The sequence below is a fragment of the Streptomyces sp. GB4-14 genome (genome assembly GCF_022696125.1).
GTDB classification, from domain to species: Bacteria; Actinomycetota; Actinomycetes; order Streptomycetales; family Streptomycetaceae; genus Streptomyces; species Streptomyces werraensis.
Genome location: NZ_RZHO01000002.1, coordinates 5,288,682 through 5,313,718 on the forward strand (window position 1 = coordinate 5,288,682; position 25,037 = coordinate 5,313,718).

The window sequence follows — 25,037 nt, forward strand, 5'->3', positions numbered from 1 at the left end:
GGACGCTTCAGAGGTCCAGTGCGCGCAGCACCAGGCCCGACGCCGGCTTCGGGCCGAACGACGTCGACTTGCGGGGCATCGTCACCCCCTGCCGGGCGAGGTCGCGCACCACGTCCTCGTGCACGGGGTGCATCAGCACCGCCGTACCGCCGTCGCGGCGGGCCTTGTCCACCGTGGCCGCGGTGTCGTGGATGTACGCGATGTGGGCGGGGTCGTCGGGGACGCGCCAGACGTGGTCGAGGAGCGTGGCGTGCAGGACCGTCGCGTCAAGGGTGCGCCAGGCCTCCGGACGGTCCGCGGGCACGGTGCGGTCCAGCAGTGCGGGGTCCGGCCGGTCGACGAGGTGGAAGGCGCCGTCGCCCCCGGTGAGGAGAAACGCGTTGCCCTCCGCCGCCGCCTCGGCCAGCACGTCCATCGCCCGCTGCAGCGGTACGTCCAGACGGCGGACGCGGAAGGCGCCGTCCAGCGCCTTCAGAGCCTTGGTGACCGGCAGGTCGTGCAGTAGGCGGTGGATGGCGCGGACCCGCAGCGGATAGCGGGCCGTGTCGACCAGAAGGACCAGGCCGTGGTCCCACGGGCTGGGGGAGGGGTGCTCGGCGCGCAGGCGGAGGTAGGTCGCCCAGCGGTGGTGGCCGTCGGCGATCAGCGCCTGGTGCGCGGACAGTTCGCCGCGGATCACCGCCAGGCCGGCCGGGTCGGTGACCGACCACAGGCGGTGGTGGACGCCGTCCTCCGTGGTGGTCGCCAGGAGCGGAGGCCGGTCGGCCGTGCGCTCGATCAGACCGGCCGTGCCCGCCGTGGTGCCGTCGCCCCGGTAGGTGAGGAGCAGCGGCTCGAGGTTGGCGCTGGTGGCGCGCATCAGGTCCGCGCGGTCCGCCACGATGTGCGGCATGACGTCCTCGTGCGGCATCACCAGCCGCTCCTCCGGTTCGCAGACGCGCAGCGCGCCGATCAGGCCCCGCTGCACCAGGCCGTCGCCGTCGCGCTGCTCGTAGACGTACAGGCCGGGGTGCGGGTCGGCGGTGAGGACGCCCTCGGCGCGCCAGCGGCGGAGCGTCTCGGCGGCCTGGGCGTTGCGCTCCGCGGACGTGGCGGCCTCGGGCAGGATCAGACGGACGATGTTGTACGGGTCGGCGGACTGGAGGTGGTGCAGGCCGTCGGGGCGGACCACGACGTCGTAGGGCGGGGATGTCACGGCGGCCAGGCTGCCGACCCGGTCCGGGTCGTACCGAAGGCCGCGGAACGGGGCGAGTTCCAGACCTCGGGGCGCCGTTGCCGTCGAGTGACCTGCAGAGTTCATCCCGGCATCGTACGGGTGCCGGCCCCATGGGGGATGATCGGGGGAAAGCCGTCGAACGAGGAGCGATGCGGAATGAGCCGGAGCGTCAGGACGAGGCCCGAGGGCAGTGGGCAGGCCCTGAACGAGGCGTACGACACGGCGCTGCTCGACCTCGACGGAGTGGTGTACGCGGGCGGTGAGGCCATCGAGCACGCGGTGCCGTCCCTCGCCGTGGCGCGCGACGGCGGCATGCGTCTCGCCTACGTCACCAACAACGCGCTGCGCACGCCCGACGCCGTCGCCGCTCACCTGACCGAGCTGGGCATACCGGCCGAGGCCGGTGACGTCATCACCTCCGCGCAGGCGGTGGCGCGGCTCATCGCCGACCAGGTGCCGCAGGGCTCCCGAGTGCTCGTCGTGGGCGGCGAGGGCCTGCGGGTGGCGCTGTGCGAGCGCGGTCTGGTGCCGGTGGAGTCGGCGGACGACGACCCGGCGGCGGTCGTGCAGGGGTACGGCGGCCCGGAGCTGGCGTGGGGCCGTTTCGCCGAGGCGTGCTACGCCGTCGCGCGCGGGGTGCCGTGGTTCGCGTCCAACACCGACCTGACGATCCCCAGCGGCCGGGGCATCGCGCCCGGCAACGGCGCGGCCGTGGAGGTCGTGCGGATCGCCACCGGAGCCGAGCCGCAGGTGGCGGGCAAGCCGCTGCCGCCGATGCACCGGGAGACGATCCTGCGTACGGGCGCGGAGCGGCCGCTGGTGGTGGGGGACCGGCTGGACACGGACATCGAGGGCGCGTTCAACGGCGGGGTGGACTCGCTGCTGGTGCTCACCGGGGTGACGGACGGCGCGCAGGTGATCGCGGCGCCGCCGCAGCACCGGCCGACGTACGTGGACGCGGATCTGCGGGGGCTGTTGACCGGACAGCCCGAGGTCGTCGAGGACGGCGGCGCCTTCCGGTGCGGCGGGTGGACGGCGGCGGCCGGCGCCGGACGGCTGGAGCTGGACGGGGACGGCGCTCCGGTGGACGGGCTGCGGGCGCTGTGCGCGGCGGCCTGGACGGCGGCGGGCGAGGAGGCGTGCGGGCTGGACGCCGGGAAGGCGCTGGCGCGGCTGGGGCTCTGACGGTCCGCCGGTCACCGGATCTTGATCGATTCGGAGGATAGGCTAACCTAACCGGGTGTTGGTCGAGAGTCCCCCCGAACAGCGCGCGGAGACCGCCTCCGCGCCCCCCGGCCGCCGGGCGATACGCGCGGCCGGTCTGCTCGTGTCCCTCGCGGTCCTGGTGCTCGTCGCGCTGGCGAGCATCGCGGTCGGCGCGAAGGAACTGTCCCTCGGGCAGGTGTGGCACGGACTGTTCGACGCGTCGGGCACCTACGCCGACACCGTGGTGTCCGACAGGCTGTCCCGCACCCTGCTGGGCCTGCTCGCCGGCGCCGCCCTCGGTCTCGCCGGGGCCGTGCTGCAGGCGCTGACCCGCAACCCGCTGGCCGACCCGGGACTCCTCGGCCTGAACGCGGGCGCCTCCGCCGCGGTCGTCACCGCCATCACCTTCTTCGGCGTCACCTCCCTGTCGGGATATGTGTGGTTCGCGTTCTTCGGGGCGGCCGCCGTCGGCGCCGTCGTGTGGTTCCTCGGCGGGCGCCGGGGCGCCACCCCCGTACGGCTGGTGCTCGCCGGCACGGCCATCAGCGCCGCGCTCTACGGCTATCTCCAGGCCGTGATGATCCTCGACGACGCCGCCCTCGGCCGGATGCGCTTCTGGACGGTCGGCTCGCTCGGCTCCGGCAGCGACGAGGCCGTCATGCAGGTCGTGCCGTTCCTGGTCGCCGGCAGCCTGCTGGCGCTGCTGCTCGCGCGGCCGCTGAACGCCATGGCCATGGGCGACGACACCGCCAAGGCCCTCGGCGCCGACCTCAACCGCACCCGCGCGCTGTCCATGCTCGTCGCGACGATGCTGAGCGGCGCCGCCACCGCCGCGTGCGGTCCGATCGTCTTCGTCGGCCTGATGGTGCCGCACGTGGTGCGCTCCTTCACCGGGCCCGACCAGCGCTGGATCCTGCCGTACGCGGCGGTCCTGTCGCCGGTGCTGCTGCTCGGCGCGGACGTGCTCGGCCGGATCGTGGCCCGGCCCGCCGAACTCCAGGTGGGCATCGTCACCGCGATCATCGGCGGCCCGGTGTTCATTCTTCTCGTACGACGGCGGAGGACGGCCCAGCTGTGAAGACCAACCGTGCGGTGCGCGTCCCCGGCGGCCTCTCGGTCCGGCTGGACGTGCGTGCCTTCACCGTCGTCGTGCTGCTGATGCTGCTGGCGCTCGGCGCGAGCGTGCTGCTCATCGGCACCGGCGACTTCCCGATGTCCGCCTCCGACGTGCTGACCACTCTCGTCGGTCAGGGCGACGAGGGGCAGGAGTTCATCGTCACCGAGCTGCGGCTGCCGCGAGTGCTGGTCGGGCTGCTGGTCGGCGCCTCCCTCGGGATCGGCGGCGCCCTGTTCCAGTCCATCTCCCGCAACCCGCTGGGCAGCCCCGACATCCTGGGCCTCGGCCAGGGCGCCACGGCCGGGGCGCTCACCGTCATCGTGCTGTTCTCCGGCACCGCCAACCAGGTGGCCCTCGGCGCGCTCGCCGGCGGCCTGATCACCGGCACCGCCATCTACGTCCTCGCCTGGAAGCGGGGCGTGCACGGCTACCGGCTGGTGCTGGTCGGGATCGGCGTCTCCGCCGTCGTCACCGCCGTCAACGGCTATCTGCTCACCAAGTCCGACATCGTCGACGCCGCCCGCGCGGTCGTCTGGATGACCGGGTCCCTCGACGGACGGGACTGGGACCAGGTGTGGCCGCTGCTCGCGCTGTGCGCCGTCCTCGTCCCCGTGGTCCTCGCCAACTCCCGGGCCCTGCGCATGACGGAGATGGGCGACGACATCTCCCATGCCCTCGGGGTGCGCGTCGAGCGGCTGCGGCTGGTGCTGATGCTGTCCGCCGTGCTGCTCACGGCGTCCGCGACCGCCGCCGCGGGACCCGTCAGCTTCGTCGCGCTCACCGCGCCGCAGCTCGCCCGGCGCCTCACCCGGTCGCCGGGCCCGAACCTGGTCGCCTCCATGTGCATGGGGGCCGCACTGCTGGTCCTCGCCGACTTCCTTTCGCAGCGGGCGTTCGGCGCCGAGCAGCTGCCCGTGGGCGTGGTCACCGGCGTCCTGGGCGGCGTCTACCTGCTGTGGCTGCTGGTCACCGAGCGCAGGGCGGGCCGGATATGAACGGCGCCGAGAACAAGAACACCCGAAGGAGCACCGTGAACCGTCTCTCCGCCGAGAACGTCACCCTGGCCTACGACCAGCGGGTCATCGCCGAACAGCTGTCGGTGGAGATCCCGGACCACTCCTTCACCGTCGTCGTCGGCCCGAACGCCTGCGGCAAGTCCACCCTGCTGCGCGCCCTGTCCCGCATGCTCAAGCCCGCCGAGGGGCGGGTACTGCTCGACGGGCAGGCCATCCACTCCCTGCCCGCCAAGAAGGTCGCCCGCACCCTCGGCCTGCTGCCCCAGTCGTCCATCGCCCCCGACGGCATCACCGTCGGCGACCTCGTCGCGCGCGGCCGCTACCCGCACCAGAGCCTGCTGCGCCAGTGGTCTGCCGAGGACGAGCGGGTCGTGCGGGAGTCGATGGCCCGCACCGGCGTCGCCGACCTCGCCGAGCGCTACGTCGACGAGCTGTCCGGAGGGCAGCGGCAGCGCGTCTGGATCGCCATGGCGCTGGCCCAGGAGACGCCGTTGCTGCTGCTCGACGAGCCGACCACCTACCTGGACATCCAGCACCAGATCGACGTCCTCGACCTCTGTGCCGACCTGCACGAGGAGCAGGGCCGCACCCTCGTCGCCGTCCTGCACGACCTCAACCACGCCGCCCGCTACGCCACCCACCTCATCGCCCTGCGCGAGGGCCGGGTCATCGCCCAGGGCGCGCCGAAGGACATCGTCACCGCCGAGCTGGTGGAGCAGGTGTTCGGACTGCGCTGCCAGGTCATCGACGACCCCGAGACGGGCACCCCGCTGGTCGTGCCCGCCGCGCGGGCGTCCCGCTCCAAGGCGGAGGCCGAGAAGAGGGAGGCCACGAAGGTCTGAGGCGTCAGAGGAGCTTCCGCAGCTGGAAGAGGTCGCGCAGTCCCGCCTCCAGCCGCACCCGCCCCGAGGTCCACGCCCGCGCGAAGTGAAGCTCCCCGCCGACCAGGGCCACCAGGTCGTCGCCCGTCATGGCGAGCCGTATCTGCGCCTTCTCGCGCGGCGGGCCGGGGTGGGTCTCCCGCACCTCGATCCGGCCGCCGGTGAGGCGGCCCGCGAAGGTCACGTCCAGGTCCGTGACGTGGCAGCTGACCGACCGCTCCATCGACGCCGCCGCGCGGACGTCGCCCTCGGTGCCGCCCATGCTGTCCGAAAGCTTGTCGAGTGCCGCACGGCACTCCTCGATCGTGGCCATCGCGCACGACGGTACCCCAGCCGTTCGCGGTAGCGTCGGGGCATGAACGACGCAGTGCCGCAGGCGGCGGACACGGAGCCGGACGCCGGGGCCCCGCAGGACGGGCCGCCGGAGCAGCCCGCGCCGCAGCCCCCGTACGACGACGGGCCCGCCGGACCCGCACCGCTGGGCGTGCCGCGCACCCCGACCGGGAACGCCGAGGTCGACGCCCACGTGGAGCGGCTGGCCGACGCCGATCACCTCACCACCGACGGCCACCTCGAGGTGTACGAGGATGTACACCGGGGGCTGCGCGACGCGCTCACCGCGCTCGACGCCCGCCCGGGTCCCTCACCCGCCGCTCCGCACCGGGGCACGCCGGGGCACCCGTCCCAGTCGGCACACGTACACAGGAGCTGAACCGAACGTGGCAGGAGTCGCACGCCGCCGTCTCGACGCGGAGCTGGTCCGCCGCAAGCTGGCGCGCTCGCGCGAGCACGCCGGCCAGCTGATCGCCGCCGGGCGGGTCAGCGTGGGCAGGACGGTGGCGACCAAGCCCGCCACCCAGGTGGAGACCGCGGCCGCGATCGTGGTCGCCGAGGACGCCGGCGACCCCGACTACGTCTCGCGCGGGGGCCACAAACTGGCCGGGGCGCTGGACGCCTTCGTGCCGCGGGGGCTGGTCGTGAAGGGACGGCGGGCGCTCGACGCGGGCGCCTCCACCGGCGGTTTCACCGACGTGCTGCTGCGGGCGGGCGCCGCCCACGTGGTCGCGGTGGACGTCGGATACGGACAACTCGCGTGGTCCCTCCGGCAGGATGAACGGGTGACCGTCAAAGACCGTACGAACGTACGGGAGTTGACGCTCGAGGTCATCGATGGGAAACCAGTGGATCTTGTCGTGGGGGATCTGTCCTTCATCCCGCTCGGACTGGTGCTGCCCGCTCTGAGGCGGTGCGTGACGCCGGACGCCGATCTGGTGATGATGGTCAAACCGCAGTTCGAGGTGGGCAAGGAGCGGCTGGGCAGCGGCGGTGTCGTGCGCAGTCCGCAGCTGCGCGCCGAGGCCGTCCGGGGGGTGGCCGCCAGCGCCTGGGAGCTGGGGCTCGGGGTGAAGGGCGTGACGGCGAGCCCGCTGCCCGGGCCCTCCGGGAATGTCGAATACTTCCTGTGGCTGCGGGCCGGGGCACCGGAACTGGACCCGGCCGATGTTGACCGTGCTGTGGCGGAGGGGCCGCGTTGACACAGAACCGTGCTCGTACTGTTTTCCTGCTGGCCCACACGGGGCGGGCCGCGGCCATCCGCAGCGCCGAGCTCGTGGTCAAGGGCCTGCTGCGCTCGGGGCTGGGGGTGCGGGTGCTGGAGGAGGAGGCCCGCGACCTGCCGCTCCCGGACGACGTGGAGACGGTCAAGGAGGCCACCCCTCAGTGCCTGGACGACTGCGAGCTGCTGATCGTCCTCGGCGGTGACGGCACGCTGCTGCGCGGCGCCGAGTTCGCCCGCGCCTCCGGGGTGCCGATGCTCGGCGTCAACCTCGGCAGCGTGGGCTTCCTCGCCGAGGCCGAGCGGGACGACCTGGAGAAGGTCGTCGACCGCGTGGTGAGCCGGGCGTACGAGGTCGAGGAGCGGATGACCGTCGACGTCGTCGTGCACCGCAACGGCGACATCGTGCACACCGACTGGGCGCTGAACGAGGCGGCCGTGCAGAAGGTGTCCGCGGAGCGGATGCTGGAGGTCGTTCTCGAGATCGACGGCCGGCCGGTGACCGGGTTCGGCTGCGACGGCATCGTGTGCGCGACCCCGACCGGGTCCACCGCGTACGCGTTCTCCGCCGGCGGGCCCGTGGTGTGGCCGGAGGTCGAGGCGCTGCTGATGGTGCCGATCAGCGCGCACGCGTTGTTCGCCAAGCCGCTGGTGACGTCGCCGGACTCGGTGCTGGCGGTGGAGGTGCTGCCGCACGTGCCGCCGGGGGTGCTGTGGTGCGACGGGCGGCGGACGGTCGAGTTGCCCGCGGGGGCCCGGGTGGAGGTCCGGAGGGGGGCTGTGCCGGTCAGGCTGGCCCGCCTGCACCACGCCTCCTTCACCGACCGGCTGGTCGCGAAGTTCGCGTTGCCGGTGTCGGGGTGGCGGGGGGCGCCGCAGTAGCCGTCGCGCCCACACGGCGGGCCGTATGTCGATACGGCCCCGCGCCCCTTGGGGTGTGTCCACTCCCGTGGGTGACATGGGCGGGGCGGTCGCATCCCGCAGCGTGGACCTCGTAAGGTCGGTGTCGTGCTAGAGGAGATGCGGATACGGTCGCTCGGTGTCATCGACGACGCTGTGGTGGAGCTGTCGCCCGGCTTCACCGCCGTCACCGGTGAGACGGGTGCGGGCAAGACCATGGTGGTCACCAGCCTGGGCCTGCTGCTGGGTGGACGGGCGGATGCGGCCCTGGTGCGGATCGGCGCGCGCAACGCCGTGGTCGAGGGACGGATCGCCGTGCCCGAGGGCTCGCCGGCCGTCGTACGCGCCGAGGAGGCGGGGGCCGAGCTCGACGAGGGGACGCTGCTGGTCAGCCGTACCGTCTCGGCGGAGGGACGGTCGCGGGCGCACCTGGGCGGCCGGAGCGTGCCCGTGGGGCTGCTCGCGGAGCTCGCCGACGACCTGGTGGCCGTGCACGGGCAGAGCGACCAGCAGGGCCTGCTGAAGCTGTCCCGGCAGCGCCAGGCGCTCGACCGGTACGCCGGGTACGCGGTCGCCGTGCCGCTCGGCAAGTACGCGGAGGCGTACAAGCGGCTGCGGGCGGTCACCGCGGAGCTGGAGGAGATCACCACCCGTGCGCGGGAGCGGGCCCAGGAGGCCGACCTGCTGCGCTTCGGGCTGGAGGAGATCGCCGCCGTCGAGCCGCGCGCAGGCGAGGACACGGAACTGGCCGAGGAGGCCGAGCGGCTCGGGCACGCCGAGGCGCTCGCGTCGGCCGCCGCCGTCGCGCACGCCGCGCTGGCGGGCAACCCGGAGGACCCGGAGGGCGTGGACGCCGGGACGCTCGTCGCGGGCGCCCAGCGGGCGCTGGAGGCCGTACGGGCCCATGACCCGGCGCTGGCCGCGCTGACCGACCGTATCGGCGAGATCGGCATCCTGCTGCGTGACGTCGCGGGCGAGCTGGCCGGTTACGCCGACGACCTGGACGCGGACCCGCTGCGGCTCGCGGCGGTCGAGGAGCGTCGGGCGGCACTGACCGCGCTGACCCGCAAGTACGGAGAGGACGTCGCCGAGGTGCTGGCCTGGGCGGAGCGCAGCGCCGCGCGCCTCGGCGAGCTGGAGGGCGACGACGAGCGGATCGGCGAGCTGACCGCCGAGCGTGACGCGCTCCGCTCCGAACTGGGCGCGCTCGCGCAGGAGCTGTCGGAGGCGCGGGCGGAGGCGGCGGAGCGGTTCGCGGCGGCCGTGACGGAGGAGCTGGCGTCGCTCGCCATGCCCCACGCGCGCGTGTCGTTCGACATCCGGCAGACCGAGGACCCCGACGGCGTCGAGGTGAACGGGCGCACGGTGGCGTACGGACCCTCGGGCGTGGACGAGGTCGAGCTGCTGCTCGCCCCGCATCCCGGGGCGCCGCCCCGCCCGATAGCCAAGGGTGCCTCCGGAGGTGAACTGTCGCGCGTGATGCTGGCCGTGGAGGTCGTCTTCGCCGGAACCGACCCGGTGCCGACGTATCTCTTCGACGAGGTGGACGCCGGCGTCGGCGGCAAGGCGGCGGTGGAGATCGGGCGGCGTCTTGCCCGGCTGGCGAAGAAGGCGCAGGTCGTCGTCGTCACACACCTGCCGCAGGTGGCCGCGTTCGCCGACCGGCAACTGCTGGTGGAGAAGACCGACGACGGCTCGGTCACCCGGTCCGGCGTGAAGGTGCTCGAAGGCGAGGACCGGGTACGGGAGTTGTCGCGGATGCTGGCCGGCCAGGAGGACTCCGAGACGGCACGGGCGCACGCGGAGGAGTTGCTGGCGACGGCGCGGGCGGACGCCTGACCTTGCCGGACGGTGACGTTCCGTCATCCTTACGGGTGATGTGCCGTCCGATGTGGACCCCGGCGTACGCCCGCGCGTTTCCCGGAACTGCCGTGCGTGCTGGCATGCTTGACGGTGTACGCGGAGGACGCCGCGCGGGCCACCCCTCGGCGGGATCCTTCGGTACGTTCGTCGTGACCGCCCGACCCGAACCAGGAGCCCGGCCACGTGACCCCCGTGAGCAGCCACGCACCGCACGGCCAGTCGCCGCTGCGCACCGTGCAGGTGCTGGGCGGCGGCAACGCCGCCAGCGGCGCGCACGTCCGCTCGCTGGCCGCCGGTCTCGTGGCACGGGGCGTGCGGGTCACGGTGTGCGCCCCCGAAGAGACGGACCGCGCCTACGGCTTCACCGGCGTCGGCGCGGAGCACGTCCATGTGCCCCGCAGCAGCGACCCGGGGTCGGTGGCCGCGCTGCGCGCCGCCTGCTCGGGCGCCGACCTGGTGCACGCGCACGGCCTGCACGCCTCGTTCCGCACGTCCCTGGCGCTCAGCGGACGCGACACGCCCTTCGTCGTCACCTGGCACGACCGGGCACACGCCGAAGGCCCCCGCGCCCACTTCCTGCGCGTGCTGGAGCGGCGGGTCGTCCGCGCGGCCGGCGTGGTGCTGGGCACGACCTCCGCGCTGGTGGACCGGGCCCGCCGCAGCGGGGCGCGTGACGCCCGGCTCGCCGCGGTCTCCCTGCCCGGGCCCCGCAGCGCGCCGGCGTCCGAGGAGGCCGAGCGGCGCACACCCAAGGTCCGGGCCGAACTCGGCGCCGTGGACCGCCCGTTGATCGTCGCCGTCGGCTCCCTGGAACGGCACCGCGGCCTCGACGTCCTGGTCGACGCCGCGCACGCCTGGCAGCGCCTCGACCCGGTGCCGCTCGTGGTGATCGCGGGGGAGGGGCCGCTGCACGGCGAACTGCGGCGCGCCGTCGAGGCGCAGGACCTGCCGGTGCGGCTCGTGGGCCGCCGTGAGGACGCCTTCGACCTGCTCGCCGCGGCCGACGTCGCCGTGCTGCCCAGCCGCAGGGAGGAGGCGCGGTCGGCGTTCGCCCAGGAGGCGCTGCACGCGCGCGTGCCGCTCGTCGCGACCCGGGTGGGCTCCGTCCCCGAACTCGTCGGCGACGCGGCCGAACTCGTGCCGCACGGCAACGCGCGGGCGCTCGCCGACGCCGTGACCCGGCTCCTCGAGGATCCGGAGCACCGGGAGACGCTCGTGCGGCGGGGTGTACGGCAGGCGGCGACGTGGCCGACCGAGGACCAGACGGTCGCCCAGGTGCTCAGCGTCTACGACGAGCTGACCCAGCCCCGGCCGCTGGCCTGACCGCGCTGTCCGCGGGGGCCGTCCGCAGGCGCGCTCAGGGCACGTGACGCCGCGCCCGCAGGGCCAGGCTCAACGTCAGCACCGTCTGCGGGTCGTCGAGGTCGGCGCCCAGCAGCTCCCCGATGCGGGCGAGCCGGTTGTACAGCGTCTGCCGGTTCAGGTGCAGCTCCCGCGCGGTCTCCGCCTTGCGTCCGGCGTGCGCCAGATACGTCTCCAGGGTCGGCAGCAGCGCCGGCCGCGAGCGGCGGTCGTGGTCCAGCACCGGGCCGATCGCCCGCTGCACGAAGTCCGCCAGGTCCGGATGGTCGCGCAGCCGCCACAGCAGCAGGTCGATGTCCAGCCGCCGGGCGTCGTACCAGGGCCGCTCCGGCAGTCCCTGCGCGGCCGTAGCCGTCTCCACCGCGTGCCGCAGTCCCGTCGGCACCGCCGCCCAGTCGCCGGCCGGACCGACCACCACCACGGGCGGCCGCCCGCCAGGACGCAGCATGCCCGCGCGCTCCACCCCGGCGCGCAGCGCGGCCGCCACCCGGTCCGCGACGGACGGCCGCTCCGACTCCGCGCGCAGTGCGAGCAGCAGCGGCACCCGCCCCTCGACCGGCCGCACACCGAGCAGCACCGGCACACCGAGCGACGACAGTTCCTCGCCCACCGCGCGGGCCAGGACCGCCCAGCCGCCGCCCTGCGGGGACAGCGTGTCGCCGAGCCGCATGACCACCGGCAGCAGCGGCCCCCCTCCCGGCTTGAAGCCCAGCACCCGGGCCTGCGCGGGAGCGTCCGCGGCCCCGATCCGGCCCTCGGCGAGGTCGGTGAGGAAGTCGCCGCGGCCGCGCGCCGCCAGTTCCTCCTCCTGGCGGGCCTGCATCAGCACCAGGGCGATGATGCCCGCCGCCCGTTCGGCCGCCATCCGGTGCACCGGCTCCGGCGCGCTGCGCACCGGCAGCAGCACCAGCCGCGCCCGGACGCCTCCGCTGCCGGGCCCCCCGCCGGGCACGTCCACGAGGACCGTGCCGGCCGGCGGGTCGTCGCGCTGCCGCTCGCGCAGCCCCTCCCACACCTGGAGCGGGTCCGCACGCTCGGGGCCCTCGCCGGCCGCGTACAGCAGCCGGCCGTCGGTGGTCTCCAGGAACACGGGGTTGCCGGTGAACCCGGCGAGGATCTCCAGCACCTGCGGCACGCCCCCGCCGCCCAGCAGCGCCTCCGTGCAGCGCCGGTGCACCTCCTCCGCGCGCTGGAGCAGCGCGTAGTGCCCGTTGACGATCTCGGTGTGGATCTCCTCGGTGACCGTGACGAACGGCACCTCGCGGTGGAGCTGCACCAGCGGCAGCCCGGCGGAGCGGGCCGCGTCCACCAGGGCGGCGGGCAGCCGGGTGAAGCGCGGGCCGAGCTCGACCACCAGGGCCGCGATGCCCCGGTCGGCCAGCGTGCGCACGAACGCCCGCTGGTCGGCCGGGCGCGTACCCAGCCCGTAGCCGGTGGTCAGCAGCAGCTCGCCGCCCTTGAGCAGGGAGGCGATGTTGGGCACCTCACCCGCGTGCACCCAGCGCACCGTGCGCCCCAGCCGGTCCGCGCAGGCGACGACCTCGGGGAGGCCGCTGCGCAGCCCGGGCAGCTCCAGGGCGCGCTGCACGGTGATGCCTGTGGGCGGGGGAGTGCCGGCGGTGCTCATGCAGCGGACGGTACCCGGGGGCGTGTCCCCGTCACACGTCCGGCCTGCGCGAACACGCCCGCGCCCCGCCTCCGGACCGGCCGGCGGGCGGGGCGCGGGGCGTCGCCGTCAGCCCCCGTACGCCCCCGACGCCGTCAGGCGCAGGGCCGTGTCGATGAGCGGCACGTGGCTGAACGCCTGCGGGAAGTTGCCGACCTGGCGCTTCAGGCGCGGGTCCCACTCCTCCGCCAGCAGCCCGAGGTCGTTGCGCAGCGCCAGCAGCTTCTCGAACAGCTTCCGCGCCTCGTCCACCCGGCCGATCATGGCCAGGTCGTCGGCCATCCAGAACGAGCAGGCGAGGAACGCGCCCTCGTCGCCGGGCAGGCCGTCGACGCCCTCGTCCATGCCCTCGGTCGGGTAGCGCAGGATGAACCCGTCGGAGGTGGACAGCTCACGCTGGATCGCCTCCACGGTGCCGATCACCCGCTTGTCGTCCGGCGGCAGGAAGCCCACCTGGGGGATCAGCAGCAGGGCCGCGTCCAGCTCCTTGGAGCCGTAGGACTGGGTGAAGGTGTTGCGCTCCTTGTCGTAGCCCTTCTCGCACACGTCGCGGTGGATGTCGTCGCGGAGCTGCTTCCACTCCTCCAGCGGGCCGTCGGCGTCGCCGGACTCGATCAGCTTGATCGTGCGGTCGACGGCCACCCAGGCCATCACCTTGGAGTGCACGAAGTGGCGGCGCGGACCGCGCACCTCCCAGATGCCCTCGTCCGGCTCCTGCCAGTGCTTCTCCAGGTAGCGGATCAGCTTGAGCTGGAGCAGCGAGGCGTAGTCGTTGCGCGCCAGGCCGGTCATGTGGGCCAGGTGGAGGGCCTCGGTGACCTCGCCGTACACGTCGAGCTGGAGCTGATGGGCCGCGCCGTTGCCGACCCGGACCGGGGCGGAGGCCTCGTAGCCGGGCAGCCAGTCCAGCTCCGCCTCGCCGAGCTCGCGTTCCCCGGCGATGCCGTACATGATCTGCAGGTTCTCCGGGTCGCCGGCGACCGCGCGCAGCAGCCACTCACGCCAGGCGCGGGCCTCCTCGCGGTAGCCGGTGCGCAGCAGCGAGGACAGGGTGATCGCCGCGTCACGGAGCCAGGTGTAGCGGTAGTCCCAGTTGCGCACGCCGCCGATGTCCTCGGGCAGCGAGGTGGTCGGCGCGGCGACGATGCCGCCGGTCGGCGCGTAGGTGAGGGCCTTCAGCGTGATCAGGGAACGGATCACGGCCTCGCGGTACGGACCGTGGTACGTACAGTGCTCGACCCACTCGCGCCAGAAGTCCTCCGTGGCCTCCAGGGACTGCTCGGGCTCGGGCAGCGCCGGGGGCTGTTTGTGCGAGGGCTCCCAGGAGATGGTGAACGCCACCCGCTCGCCGGGCGCCACGGTGAAGTCCGAGTACGTGGTCAGGTCCTCGCCGTAGGTCTCGGCGGTGGTGTCGAACCACACGGAGTCCGGGCCGGCGACGGCGACCGTACGGCCCTCGTGCCGGTGCACCCACGGCACCACCCGGCCGTAGGAGAAGCGCATCCGCAGCGCCGAGCGCATGGGGACCCGGCCCGAGACGCCTTCCACGATGCGGATGAGCTGCGGGGCGCCGTCACGCGGGGGCATGAAATCCGTCACGCGGACCGTGCCGCGCCGGGTGTCCCACTCGGATTCCAGGATCAGGGAGTCGCCCCGGTAGTACCGCCGGGTCGCCGCGGGCGGTTCCGCGTCGTCGGCGTGCGCGGGGCCCAGCCGCCAGAATCCGTGTTCCTCGGTCCCCAGCAGCCCGGCGAAGATGGCGTGCGAGTCGAAGCGCGGCAGGCACAGCCAGTCGACCGTGCCGTCCCGGCAGACCAGCGCCGCGGTCTGCATGTCTCCGATGAGTGCGTAGTCTTCGATGCGCCCGGCCACGTGCATCTCCAGTCGAACGGCCACGTCACCCCGCGAGGGGCTGTCGCTAGTGCGGTCAAGGGGGGTATTGCAATGCGTCGTTGAGCTGTGAAGCAAAGCAGTCGCTCGGCCCTACGTGCAAAACGCCAATCTTTGCTCAACGAACTGACGAGCTCACGTTGTTCCGGAACTTACGGGCGGGGGTGGTGCCGTTCGGCCGGCCGGGCTCGGCAGCGAGTGTCCGAGCAGGATACGACGCACGTAGATGATCTGTGTGCCGCTCGCGGCAACGCGGCTCCGCCGAACGAGTGAGCCCCGGGTGAGGATCCCGTGTGGGATACATGCTGCGTGGCCCCCCGTGCGCGGAGCGTGGCCGTCAGCCGTTCCGCCGCGGCGCTGATACGCTGGTAGCCCGTGGACCGGTGGGCGAGAAACCCCGGAACCGCACCCACAGACCGCGACCACGGGAGCCCCCTCTTGGCCATGCCGCCCAAATCAACGACGACCAAGCACATCTTCGTCACCGGGGGTGTCGCCTCCTCGCTCGGCAAGGGGCTGACCGCCTCCAGCCTCGGCATGCTGCTCAAGGCCCGCGGTCTGCGCGTCGTGATGCAGAAGCTCGACCCGTACCTCAACGTCGACCCGGGCACGATGAACCCCTTCCAGCACGGTGAGGTGTTCGTCACCAACGACGGCGCCGAGACCGACCTGGACATCGGCCACTACGAGCGCTTCCTCGACCGCGACCTCGACGGCTCCGCGAACGTCACCACCGGCCAGGTCTACTCCACGGTGATCGCCAAGGAGCGGCGCGGCGAGTACCTGGGCGACACCGTCCAGGTCATCCCGCACATCACCAACGAGATCAAGCACCGCATCCGGCGCATGGCGACCGACGAGGTCGACGTCGTGATCACGGAGGTCGGCGGCACGGTCGGCGACATCGAGTCGCTGCCGTTCCTGGAGACGGTCCGCCAGGTGCGGCACGAGGTCGGCCGCGACAACGTGTTCGTGGTCCACATCTCTCTCCTTCCCTATATCGGCCCCTCCGGTGAGCTGAAGACCAAGCCGACCCAGCATTCGGTGGCGGCGCTGCGCAACATCGGCATCCAGCCCGACGCGATCGTGCTGCGCTGCGACCGCGAGGTCCCCACCGCCATCAAGCGGAAGATCTCGCTGATGTGCGACGTGGACGAGGCCGCCGTCGTGGCCTGCCCCGACGCCCGCTCGATCTACGACATCCCGAAGACCGTGCACGGCGAGGGCCTGGACGCCTACGTGGTCCGCAAGCTGGACCTGCCGTTCCGCGACGTGGACTGGACCACCTGGGACGACCTGCTGGACCGGGTGCACAACCCCGACCACGAGATCACCCTGGCCCTGGTCGGCAAGTACATCGACCTGCCGGACGCCTACCTGTCGGTGACCGAGGCGCTGCGTGCGGGCGGCTTCGCCAACAAGGCCCGCGTCAAGATCAAGTGGGTCACGTCCGACGACTGCAAGACCCCGGCCGGCGCCCAGGCGCAGCTCGGCGACGTCGACGGCATCTGCATCCCCGGCGGCTTCGGCGACCGCGGCGTGCTCGGCAAGGTCGGCGCGATCAAGTACGCCCGCGAGAACAGGATCCCGCTGCTGGGTCTGTGCCTGGGCCTGCAGTGCATCGTGATCGAGGCCGCGCGGAACCTGGCGGACATCTCCGACGCCAACTCCACCGAGTTCGACCCGGCCACCGCCCACCCGGTGATCTCCACCATGGCGGAGCAGCTCGACATCGTGGCCGGCGAGGGCGACATGGGCGGCACCATGCGGCTCGGCATGTACCCGGCCAAGCTGGCCGAGGGCTCCATCGTCCGCGAGGTCTACGACGGCAAGGAGTACGTCGAGGAGCGCCACCGGCACCGCTACGAGGTGAACAACGCCTACCGCGCGGAGCTGGAGAAGAAGGCGGGCCTGGTGTTCTCCGGGACCTCGCCCGACGGCAAGCTCGTCGAGTACGTCGAGTACCCGCGGGACGTCCACCCGTACCTGGTCGCCACCCAGGCGCACCCGGAGCTCCGGTCGCGTCCGACCCGTCCGCACCCGCTCTTCGCCGGGCTGGTGAAGGCCGCGGTGGAGCGGAAGATCTCGCAGTAGCACGCCCAGTTGTACGGTTGCCGGGGTGCGAATCTTCAACGGTTCGCGCCCCGGCCGGCTTTTGGCGGGCAGGCCGGGTACCACCGCATCGGTTCGGAAGGACAGGCATGACGATCAAGGACACCCCGGAGGAGTGGGAGATCCGCGGGACGCAGACCCCCTTCGTCGGCAAGAAGACCTCCGTGCGCACCGACGAGGTCGTCATGCCCGGGGGCGCCGTGGTCCACCGCGACTACCAGGTCCACCCGGGGTCCGTGGCCGTCCTGGCCCTCGACGACGCGGACCGGGCCGTGGTGCTGCGCCAGTACCGGCACCCGGTGCGCCAGAAGCTGTGGGAGATCCCGGCCGGCCTGCTCGACGTGCCCGGCGAGAACCCGCTGCACGCCGCCCAGCGCGAGCTGTACGAGGAGGCGCACGTCAAGGCGGAGGACTGGCGGGTGCTGGCCGACGTGTACACCACGCCCGGCGGCTGCGACGAGGCCGTGCGGATCTTTCTGGCACGGGGGCTGTCCGAGGCCGAGGGCGACCGGTTCGCGGTGGAGGACGAGGAGGCCGACATGGAGCTGGCCCGGGTCCCCGTCGACGAGCTGGTGCGCGGGGTGCTCGCCGGTGACCTGCACAACAACTGCCTGGTGGTGGGCGTGCTGTCACTGGTCGCCGCCCGTTCCGGCGACGGTCTGGACGCGCTGCGTCCGGCGGAGGCGCCGTGGCCGGCCCGGCCGTTCGAGGCGTGACGCCGTACGGTCCGTAACGGACGGCCCCCGGGGGTGAATCCTACGATCTGTTGATCCGATCGAGGGAGTCTCGCCCACCGCGCCGCGCTTCTCACGGCACGTCGCAGAGCGTGAACTAGGCTCTGGAAAACGCCCGTACGGAGACCCGGCGGGCTTGCGCGTGCGGTGGGACGGGAGTGTGGCCCGTGACGGATCAGGCGGTGGACCCGAACGGCGTGCGGCTCCCTCAGGGCGCCCACCCGGAAGGTCGATTCCTGGGCCGAACCAGGGAGCTGAAGGAGCTGCGCGCCGACATCGAGCGCGCCGGGCTCGACACCCTCTCCGGCCGCAAGGCCCCCCGCGCCCGCGTCCTGCTCATCGCGGGACGCCCCGGGTCCGGCCGCTCGGCGCTCGCCGAGGAGCTCGTCCGCCAGGTCGCCGCCGACTATCCGGGCGGCGTCCTGCGCACCCGGCTGAGCGAGCCCGACGGCACCCCCGTGCCCGTCGGGCGCGCCGCCCGCGACCTGCTCGACGCGCTCGGCGAGCCCGCCCCCGCCGGCGCCCCCGAGGACCAGCTCGGCGAGGCGCTGCGCACCGCCCTCGCCGAGCGCCGCGTGGTGCTCCTGCTCGACGACGCCGCCGATGCCGAGCAGGTCGACGCCCTGCTCCCGGACAACCCCGAGTGCCTGGCCGTCGCCGTCTCCTCCGGCCCGCTCACCGGCATCGCCGACGTCCGCCCCTGCACCCTCGGCGGCCTCGACACCAAGTCAGGGGTGGAGCTGCTGTCCCGGTTCACCGGCTCGGTGCGCATCACCGTCGACCCACGGGCGGCCGAACGCCTCGCCGAGCAGTGCCAGGGGCAGCCCGCCGCGCTGGTGCTGGCCGGCGGCTGGCTCGCCGCACGCCCCAAGGCCGCCGTCGCCGACCTGGCCAAGCAACTGCACACGGACCCCGGCGCCGGATCCGTGACCGCCCGGCTGCTGCGGCTGGTGCACGACGCGCTGCCGCAGACCGCCGCCCGCACCCTGCGCCTGCTCGCCCTCGCCCCGGCCGGCCTCGCCGACCCGCACACCGCCGCCGCGCTCACCGGCTGCTCGGTGGAGGCCGCGCACACCACCCTCGACGACTTCGCCGCCCACGGCCTGCTGCACTCGGTCGTCTCCTCCCTGCCGCAGTACCGGGTGCCCGGCTGCCTGCACCGCGAGCTGCTCCGGCTCGCCGAGGACCACGAGCGGCCCGCCGAGCTCCAGCTCGCCCGCGCCCGCATGCTGGAGCGCACCGTACGGCTGCTCCAGTCCTGCCGGGCCATCACCGAGACCGACAGCCCCGAGGCCCGCCAGAAGGTCCTCGCTCTGCCGCGCCCCCTGCGTTTCCCCACGCCCCGCGCCGCCGCCGACTGGCTGCGCCTGCGCCGGCCGGCCCTGCTGGCCGCCGCCCGGCTCGCGGTCGCCGACGGGGAGCTGGACACCCTCGCCCGGCGGCTGATGTCCCAGCTGGTGCGGGCCATGGTCGCCCACTTCGGCACCCGCGCCGCCGCGAGCGACCTCTACGACATCCACAACCTCGTCCTCGACGTCGCCGAGCGCCGCGACCTGCCCCGCGAGCGGGCCGCCGCCCTGCTCAACCTCGGCGACCTCGACGCCCGCACCGGCCGCACCACGGAGGCGCTGGCGCGCTACCGGGCCGCGCTGGACGCCGGACGCGAGGCGAACGACCCCTACGCCACCGGGCGCGCGATGGAATCCGTAGGCGGCGCGCACCTGGAGCTGGGGGACTACGACCGGGCGGCGGACTGGTTCGGCCGCGCCCTCGTCGAGCGCCTCGCCCGCGACGAGCGGTCCGAGGCCGCCCGGCTCCACGGCCGCATCGGCGCCGCCCACACCTACGCGGGCCGCTACGGCGAGGCGATGCGCAACTGGCGCGCGGCCGTCGCCGGGCACCGCAGGGACGGGGACGTGGCCGCGCAGGCGCGGGCGCTGAGCGAACTGGGCCGGGTGCAGGAGTACGCGGGACGGCTGGAGGAGTCGCTGCGCACCTGCCGTGAGGCCGTGGAGTGGGCGCGGCGGGCCGAGGACACCCGGCTGCAGGCCGCGCTGCACCTGCGGCTGGCGGACTCGTACGAGCGTCTCGGCGACCCCGCGTCGGCCGCGCTGCACCGGAGCACGGCCGGGCGCATGCTGGCCGAGGAGGCCCCCGAGGGCGACTCCGAGCCGGAACATGGAGCTAACGCCTGCGAAATCCGTACCGCTTCCGCTGAAGATTGATGCAATGGAAGGCTAGACAGCGGGAACACCTTCATTAGACTGGCTCTGCCGCACCATCTCCTGCGGTCTCTCCCGGTGTGCCCGTGCGTGCCCGGGTATGTGTAGTGATATCCCATACCTTCTGAGCCAAGGACCGTGATCGACGTGAAGGTCGGCATCCCCCGCGAGGTCAAGAACAACGAGTTCCGGGTGGCCATCACCCCCGCCGGCGTGCACGAGCTCGTGCGCCACGGCCATCAGGTCGTCATCGAGCGCGGCGCCGGTGTCGGCTCCTCGATCCCGGACGGCGAGTACATCGCCGCGGGCGGTCAGATCCTGGACACCGCCGACGAGGTCTGGGCCGCCGCCGACCTGCTGCTCAAGGTCAAGGAGCCGGTCGCGGAGGAGTACCACCGCCTGCGCAAGGACCAGACGCTCTTCACCTACCTGCACCTGGCCGCGTCCAAGGAGTGCACCGACGCCCTGCTGGAGTCCGGCACCACCGCCATCGCCTACGAGACCGTCGAGCTGCCCGGCCGGGCGCTGCCGCTGCTCGCCCCGATGTCCGAGGTCGCGGGCCGGCTCTCCACCCAGGTCGGCGCCTACCACCTGATGCGCGCCCACGGCGGCCGCGGAGTGCTGCCCGGCGGCGTCCCCGGCGTGCTGGCCGGCCGCGCGGTCGTCATCGGCGCCGGAGTCTCCGGCTGGAATGCCGCGCAGATCGCCATCGGCATGGGCTTCCACGTGACCCTGCTCGACAAGGACATCAACAAGCTCAAGGAGGCCGACAAGGTCTTCGGCACGCGCATCCAGACCGTCGTCTCCAACTCCTTCGAGCTGGAGAAGGCCTGCCTGGAGGCCGACCTCGTGATCGGCGCCGTGCTGGTGCCGGGCGCCAAGGCGCCGAAGCTGGTCAGCAACGAGCTGGTCTCCCGGATGAAGGCCGGAAGTGTCCTTGTCGACATCGCGATCGACCAGGGCGGCTGCTTCGAGGACTCCCGTCCGACCACGCACGCCGAGCCGACCTTCAAGGTCCACGAGTCGGTCTTCTACTGCGTCGCCAACATGCCCGGCGCGGTGCCCAACACCTCGACCTACGCGCTCACCAACGCCACGCTGCCGTACATCGTCGAACTCGCCGACCGTGGCTGGGTGGAGGCGCTGCGCCGCGACCCGGCGCTCGCCAAGGGTCTCAACACCCATGACGGCAAGGTCGTTTACAAGGAGGTCGCCGAGGCGCACGGCCTCGAGCACGTGGAGCTCGCCTCGCTGCTCGGCTGATCCGCGCACGGCGTTAAGTCGACCAAGTCACGGACCCGCAAAGGCGATACGTCAACTCGGGGCGTCAACGCCTCGCACCAGGCCGGACCTTGCGTGCCAAGGTCCGGCCGGATGTGTGTATGGTCACGTCCTGGTTCAGGGGCAACTCGCCTCGAACGTAACCGTTCTACCGATTCGTACACCCGTGAATCCTGCCGTGCGACGGCTGTACGCCCTTGACAGAGGGGTGTTTCATTACCGACACATCGTGCCGGGTCCGGCGGATTGTGTTGCTGCGGACGGCCGACACGCCATAGAGTCGCCAACCGTCGGCATGGTGCCACGCTGACCTGTCTAGAAGTTTCCTGGTCACCAAGGAGGTAAGACGACTTGTGAATGAGTCGACATTTACTCCCGGGGGTGGTCAACCAGGAATGCCTGCGCCGGGCCAGGGGTCCGCGGGATTCGCTGCTGTCGGCTCCGTCGCTGTGCGCACCTTCGCAGCCCACCAGAGTCACGCAACTCCAGGAGTGACTCACCCAGCACACCAGAGCATGGATGGCCATCACGTGAACGCCATGGCCGGCGACGGAAGTGGCGCGCCCCACAACCATTTCGCCGACTACGACGAACTGCCCGAGGGGCACTTCTACGACCCCGACGCCGAGTACGAGCCCGATCCGGAGTACGCGGCCACGCTCGCGCCCGACGCGGCACGCCAGCGCCGTGAGCGCATCGGCCCGACCGGACGCCCGCTGCCGTACTTCCCGATCCCGGGCCCGCTGACCGACCACGGCCCCGCGAAGATCATCGCGATGTGCAACCAGAAGGGCGGCGTCGGCAAGACCACGTCGACCATCAACCTGGGCGCCGCGCTCGCGGAGTACGGACGCCGGGTGCTGCTCGTCGACTTCGACCCGCAGGGCGCGCTGTCGGTCGGACTCGGCGTCAACCCGATGGAGCTCGACCTCACCGTCTACAACCTGCTCATGGAGCGGGGCATGGCGGCCGACGAGGTGCTGCTGAAGACCGCGGTCCCCAACATGGACCTGCTGCCCAGCAACATCGACCTGTCGGCGGCCGAGGTCCAGCTCGTCAGCGAGGTCGCGCGCGAGTCGACGCTGCAGCGGGCGCTGAAGCCGCTGATGGACGACTACGACTACATCGTGATCGACTGTCAGCCTTCGCTCGGCCTGCTCACCGTCAACGCGCTCACCGCGGCGCACAAGGTGATCGTGCCGCTGGAGTGCGAGTTCTTCGCGCTGCGCGGTGTCGCCCTGCTGACCGAGACCATCGAGAAGGTCCAGGAGCGGCTCAACCCGGAGCTGGAGCTCGACGGGATCCTCGCCACCATGTACGACTCGCGCACGGTGCACAGCCGTGAGGTGCTCGCGCGGGTGGTGGAGGCGTTCGACGACCACGTCTACCACACGGTCATCGGACGCACGGTCCGCTTCCCGGAGACCACGGTCGCCGGTGAGCCGATCACCACGTACGCGTCCAACTCCGTCGGCGCCGCCGCCTACCGTCAGCTCGCCAGGGAGGTGCTCGCCCGGTGTCACGCCGAGTGAGTCTGCCGGGGGCCGACGAACTCTTCCGTACGACAGGGGGGACGGCGCTCCAGCCGTCCACCCCCAGGCGCGGCGGCGACGCCCGGGTCCCCGCACCCGCGGCGGAGGGCGACGCGGCAGCGGCCGTCCACGAGGACGCGCCGCAGTCGGTGCCCGTGCAGGGCGGCGACGGCGAGGGCACGGAGCACGCCGCGGCGGACGTGGAGCCCGCCGAGGCCGGGGAGTCCCGCAGCCGGGGGGCCGCGGGCGCCGGACGGCGCGCGGCGGTGGCCGGCGACGGCGCGGCCGCCGCGCCCCCGCGCAAGCGGGGACGGCCCGCGGCACGGCGGCCCAGCGGCCGCGAGCGGCACGACGAGAAGATCACCGTGTACGTCTCCGCCGAGGAGCTGATGGACCTCGAGCACGCGCGTCTGGTCCTGCGCGGTGAACACGGCCTCGCCGTCGACCGCGGGCGTATCGTCCGCGAGGCGGTCGCCGTGGTCCTCGCGGACCTGGAGAGCCGGGGGGACGCCAGCATCCTCGTACGACGCCTGCGGGGACGGTAGCGATAGCCTGCGGGGGCCATGACCTCGAACGACGCAGCCGCCCCCGCGCCTCGCCGCCGCCCCTTGGGCCGCGGCCCGGCGACGTCCGCGGACGCGGCGCCTCCCCTCACCGGGGAGGCGGCCGCGCGGGACGACTCGGCCGAGGCTGCGCCTGCTGTCACGCCGGAGGCGCCCGCCGTAACGGTCCCCGCCTCCGGGAACGCGGCGGCCCGGCCCGAACGGACGGTTGAGCAGGCCGCGTCTGCCGACGGGGCCGCGCCCCCAGGTGCGGTGCTCACGGACTCGGGCGGTGCGCTCGCCGATGAGCGGCGGGTGGTCGGCGGCGAGGAAGCGGCCGTGGCCGGGAAGCCGGCCGAGCCGGGCGGCGCGTTCGGTGATGCGGGCGGGCGTCCCGCCGACGTCGGCGGGCCCTCCCAGGAGGCGGGTTCGCCCGGTGCCGCGGCCGGGGGCGACTTCGGGGACGGGCGGTTCAAGGTCCGGCTGGCGAACTTCGAGGGGCCCTTCGACCTGCTCCTGCAGCTGATCGCCAAGCACAAGCTGGACGTCACCGAGGTCGCCCTGTCCAAGGTGACGGACGAGTTCATGGCGCACATCCGGGCCCTGGGGCCCGACTGGGACCTCGACGAGACGACCGAGTTCCTCGTGGTCGCCGCCACCCTGCTCGATCTGAAGGCGGCCCGGCTGCTGCCCGCCGCCGAGGTGGAGGACGAGGCCGACCTCGCCCTGCTGGAGGCGCGCGACCTGCTGTTCGCGCGGCTGCTGCAGTACCGCGCGTACAAGCAGATCGCCGACATCTTCAGCCGCAGGCTGGACGACGAGGCGCGCCGGTTCCCCCGTACCGTCGGGCTGGAGCCGCACCATGCCGAGCTGCTGCCCGACGTGGTCATCAGCATCGGGCCCGAGAGGTTCGCCGAACTCGCGGTCAAGGCGATGCAGCCCAAGCCCAAGCCGCAGGTGTACGTGGACCACATCCACGCGCCGCTGGTCAGCGTGCAGGAGCAGGCCGGGATCGTCGTCGCGCGGCTCAAGGAGCTGGGCGAGGCCAGTTTCCGGGCGCTGGTCGAGGACACCGACGACACCCTGACCGTCGTCGCCCGCTTCCTCGCCCTGCTGGAGCTGTACCGGGAGAAGGCCGTCGCCCTCGACCAGGAGACCGCGCTGGGCGAGCTGACGGTGCGCTGGACCGGCGGTGACGGGGACGCCGTGGCCGCGGTCACCGACGAGTTCGACCGGCCGCCCGAGCAGCCCCAGGAGGAGAGGACACCGTGAGCGAGGACACGAGCGGGGCCCCGGCAGGGGCCGGCGGGGTCGCGGAGCTCGAGCTGAAGCCGGCTCTGGAGGCCGTGCTCATGGTCGTGGACGAGCCCGCGACCGAGGAGCATCTGGCGAAGGTACTGGAGCGGCCGAAGCGGCAGGTCGCCGACGCCCTGCGGGAGCTGGCCGACGAGTACACCGTCCAGGGCCGCGGCTTCGAGCTGCGCCGGGTCGCCGGCGGCTGGCGGTTCTACACCCGCCCCGAGTACGCCGCGGCCGTCGAGGGCTACGTGCTGGACGGCCAGCAGGCCCGCCTCACCCAGGCCGCCCTGGAGACCCTCGCGGTCGTCGCGTACCGCCAGCCGGTCAGCCGCAGCAGGGTCTCCGCGGTGCGCGGGGTCAACTGCGACGGCGTGATGCGCACCCTCCTCCAGCGGGGTCTGATCGAGGAGGCGGGCACGGAACCCGAAACAGGTGCGATCCTGTACACGACGACGAACTACTTCCTGGAACGGATGGGCCTGCGCGGTCTGGACGAGCTCCCGGAGCTCGCGCCCTTCCTCCCGGAGGCGGAGGCGATCGAGGCCGAGACCCAGGAAGGGGTGCCGTCGTTCGATCCGGACGCCCCGGACCCGGACGACGGCGCGCACGACGAACACGCCTGACACGACGACGACGGAAAACT

21 protein-coding genes are annotated in these 25,037 nt (G+C 73.1%); 17 read left to right on the forward strand and 4 right to left on the reverse strand.

The window, feature by feature from the left end; genetic code table 11:
- Positions 1-7: 7 nt before the first annotated feature.
- Entirely contained in the window at positions 8-1,300 is a 1,293-nt protein-coding gene (locus ELQ39_RS25360; RefSeq protein ID WP_242594130.1) for a DUF1015 family protein, read from the reverse strand.
- A 72-nt stretch (positions 1,301-1,372) separates the two neighbouring features.
- Between ELQ39_RS25360 and ELQ39_RS25365 the strand changes: the two genes are divergently transcribed.
- From ELQ39_RS25365 to ELQ39_RS25380, 4 genes are read left to right on the forward strand one after another with little or no spacing between them, the layout of a single operon-like run.
- Entirely contained in the window at positions 1,373-2,401 is a 1,029-nt protein-coding gene (locus tag ELQ39_RS25365; RefSeq protein ID WP_242594131.1) for an HAD hydrolase-like protein, read from the forward strand.
- 55 nt (positions 2,402-2,456) lie between these two features.
- Positions 2,457-3,500 carry a FecCD family ABC transporter permease gene (locus ELQ39_RS25370; protein ID WP_242594133.1) on the forward strand — a complete coding sequence of 348 codons (1,044 nt, stop codon included), beginning with the start codon at positions 2,457-2,459 and terminating at the stop codon, positions 3,498-3,500.
- Positions 3,497-4,534: a FecCD family ABC transporter permease gene (locus tag ELQ39_RS25375; RefSeq protein ID WP_242594135.1), complete on the forward strand. Its 1,038-nt coding sequence runs from the start codon at positions 3,497-3,499 to the stop codon at positions 4,532-4,534. The genes ELQ39_RS25370 and ELQ39_RS25375 overlap by 4 nt, the downstream gene beginning before the upstream one ends.
- Positions 4,531-5,397 carry an ABC transporter ATP-binding protein gene (locus tag ELQ39_RS25380; RefSeq protein ID WP_242594137.1) on the forward strand — a complete coding sequence of 289 codons (867 nt, stop codon included), beginning with the start codon at positions 4,531-4,533 and terminating at the stop codon, positions 5,395-5,397. The genes ELQ39_RS25375 and ELQ39_RS25380 overlap by 4 nt, the downstream gene beginning before the upstream one ends.
- Before the next feature lie 4 nt (positions 5,398-5,401).
- Here ELQ39_RS25380 and ELQ39_RS25385 read toward each other — a convergent pair whose 3' ends face one another.
- Positions 5,402-5,749: a sterol-binding protein gene (locus tag ELQ39_RS25385; RefSeq protein ID WP_225629287.1), complete on the reverse strand. Its 348-nt coding sequence runs from the start codon at positions 5,747-5,749 to the stop codon at positions 5,402-5,404.
- Between the two features lie 42 nt (positions 5,750-5,791).
- Between ELQ39_RS25385 and ELQ39_RS25390 the strand changes: the two genes are divergently transcribed.
- The 5 genes from ELQ39_RS25390 to ELQ39_RS25410 all read left to right on the forward strand — a co-directional run bounded on the left by ELQ39_RS25390 (position 5,792) and on the right by ELQ39_RS25410 (position 11,077).
- Positions 5,792-6,148, forward strand: coding sequence for a hypothetical protein (locus ELQ39_RS25390; RefSeq protein ID WP_225629288.1), 357 nt, complete (start codon positions 5,792-5,794; stop codon positions 6,146-6,148).
- A 7-nt stretch (positions 6,149-6,155) separates the two neighbouring features.
- The gene (locus ELQ39_RS25395; RefSeq protein ID WP_242594139.1) at positions 6,156-6,971 is read left to right on the forward strand and encodes a TlyA family RNA methyltransferase; all 816 of its coding nucleotides are present in this window, start codon (positions 6,156-6,158) and stop codon (positions 6,969-6,971) included.
- Positions 6,968-7,873, forward strand: a complete 906-nt coding sequence (locus ELQ39_RS25400) for an NAD kinase (RefSeq protein ID WP_190003988.1) — start codon at positions 6,968-6,970, stop codon at positions 7,871-7,873. The genes ELQ39_RS25395 and ELQ39_RS25400 overlap by 4 nt, the downstream gene beginning before the upstream one ends.
- Before the next feature lie 138 nt (positions 7,874-8,011).
- Positions 8,012-9,730, forward strand: a complete 1,719-nt coding sequence (gene recN, locus ELQ39_RS25405) for a DNA repair protein RecN (protein ID WP_242595656.1) — start codon at positions 8,012-8,014, stop codon at positions 9,728-9,730.
- Positions 9,731-9,937: 207 nt separating this feature from the next.
- Entirely contained in the window at positions 9,938-11,077 is a 1,140-nt protein-coding gene (locus ELQ39_RS25410; protein WP_190003989.1) for a glycosyltransferase family 4 protein, read from the forward strand.
- 34 nt (positions 11,078-11,111) lie between these two features.
- Here the strand turns inward: ELQ39_RS25410 and ELQ39_RS25415 are convergent, their stop codons facing one another.
- Together ELQ39_RS25415 and ELQ39_RS25420 are read right to left on the reverse strand one after the other, a co-directional pair.
- On the reverse strand, positions 11,112-12,743 hold the full coding sequence (locus ELQ39_RS25415) for a PucR family transcriptional regulator (protein WP_242594141.1): 1,632 nt from the start codon (positions 12,741-12,743) through the stop codon (positions 11,112-11,114).
- Between the two features lie 108 nt (positions 12,744-12,851).
- Positions 12,852-14,654: a glycoside hydrolase family 15 protein gene (locus ELQ39_RS25420; protein WP_190004309.1), complete on the reverse strand. Its 1,803-nt coding sequence runs from the start codon at positions 14,652-14,654 to the stop codon at positions 12,852-12,854.
- Positions 14,655-15,116: 462 nt separating this feature from the next.
- Here ELQ39_RS25420 and ELQ39_RS25425 point away from each other — a divergent pair, with 462 nt between their 5' ends.
- From ELQ39_RS25425 to scpB, 8 genes are all read left to right on the forward strand, one after another.
- Complete coding sequence (locus tag ELQ39_RS25425) at positions 15,117-16,766, forward strand: CTP synthase (RefSeq protein WP_190003991.1); 1,650 nt, start codon at positions 15,117-15,119, stop codon at positions 16,764-16,766.
- Between the two features lie 107 nt (positions 16,767-16,873).
- Positions 16,874-17,500 (forward strand): NUDIX domain-containing protein, encoded by a 627-nt coding sequence (locus ELQ39_RS25430; protein WP_225629292.1) that lies wholly within the window; start codon positions 16,874-16,876, stop codon positions 17,498-17,500.
- A gap of 185 nt (positions 17,501-17,685) precedes the next feature.
- On the forward strand, positions 17,686-19,743 hold the full coding sequence (locus ELQ39_RS25435; protein ID WP_242594142.1) for a tetratricopeptide repeat protein: 2,058 nt from the start codon (positions 17,686-17,688) through the stop codon (positions 19,741-19,743).
- 135 nt (positions 19,744-19,878) lie between these two features.
- Positions 19,879-21,003: an alanine dehydrogenase gene (gene ald / locus ELQ39_RS25440; RefSeq protein WP_190003994.1), complete on the forward strand. Its 1,125-nt coding sequence runs from the start codon at positions 19,879-19,881 to the stop codon at positions 21,001-21,003.
- Between the two features lie 413 nt (positions 21,004-21,416).
- The gene (locus ELQ39_RS25445) at positions 21,417-22,553 is read left to right on the forward strand and encodes a ParA family protein (protein WP_078492773.1); all 1,137 of its coding nucleotides are present in this window, start codon (positions 21,417-21,419) and stop codon (positions 22,551-22,553) included.
- A complete protein-coding gene (locus ELQ39_RS25450) occupies positions 22,538-23,098 on the forward strand; it encodes a hypothetical protein (protein WP_242594145.1) in 561 nt (186 codons plus the stop codon). The genes ELQ39_RS25445 and ELQ39_RS25450 overlap by 16 nt, the downstream gene beginning before the upstream one ends.
- A gap of 18 nt (positions 23,099-23,116) precedes the next feature.
- The gene (locus ELQ39_RS25455; RefSeq protein ID WP_242594147.1) at positions 23,117-24,367 is read left to right on the forward strand and encodes a segregation and condensation protein A; all 1,251 of its coding nucleotides are present in this window, start codon (positions 23,117-23,119) and stop codon (positions 24,365-24,367) included.
- Positions 24,364-25,017 carry an SMC-Scp complex subunit ScpB gene (scpB, locus tag ELQ39_RS25460; RefSeq protein WP_242594150.1) on the forward strand — a complete coding sequence of 218 codons (654 nt, stop codon included), beginning with the start codon at positions 24,364-24,366 and terminating at the stop codon, positions 25,015-25,017. The genes ELQ39_RS25455 and scpB overlap by 4 nt, the downstream gene beginning before the upstream one ends.
- The last annotated feature ends 20 nt before the right edge of the window (positions 25,018-25,037 follow it).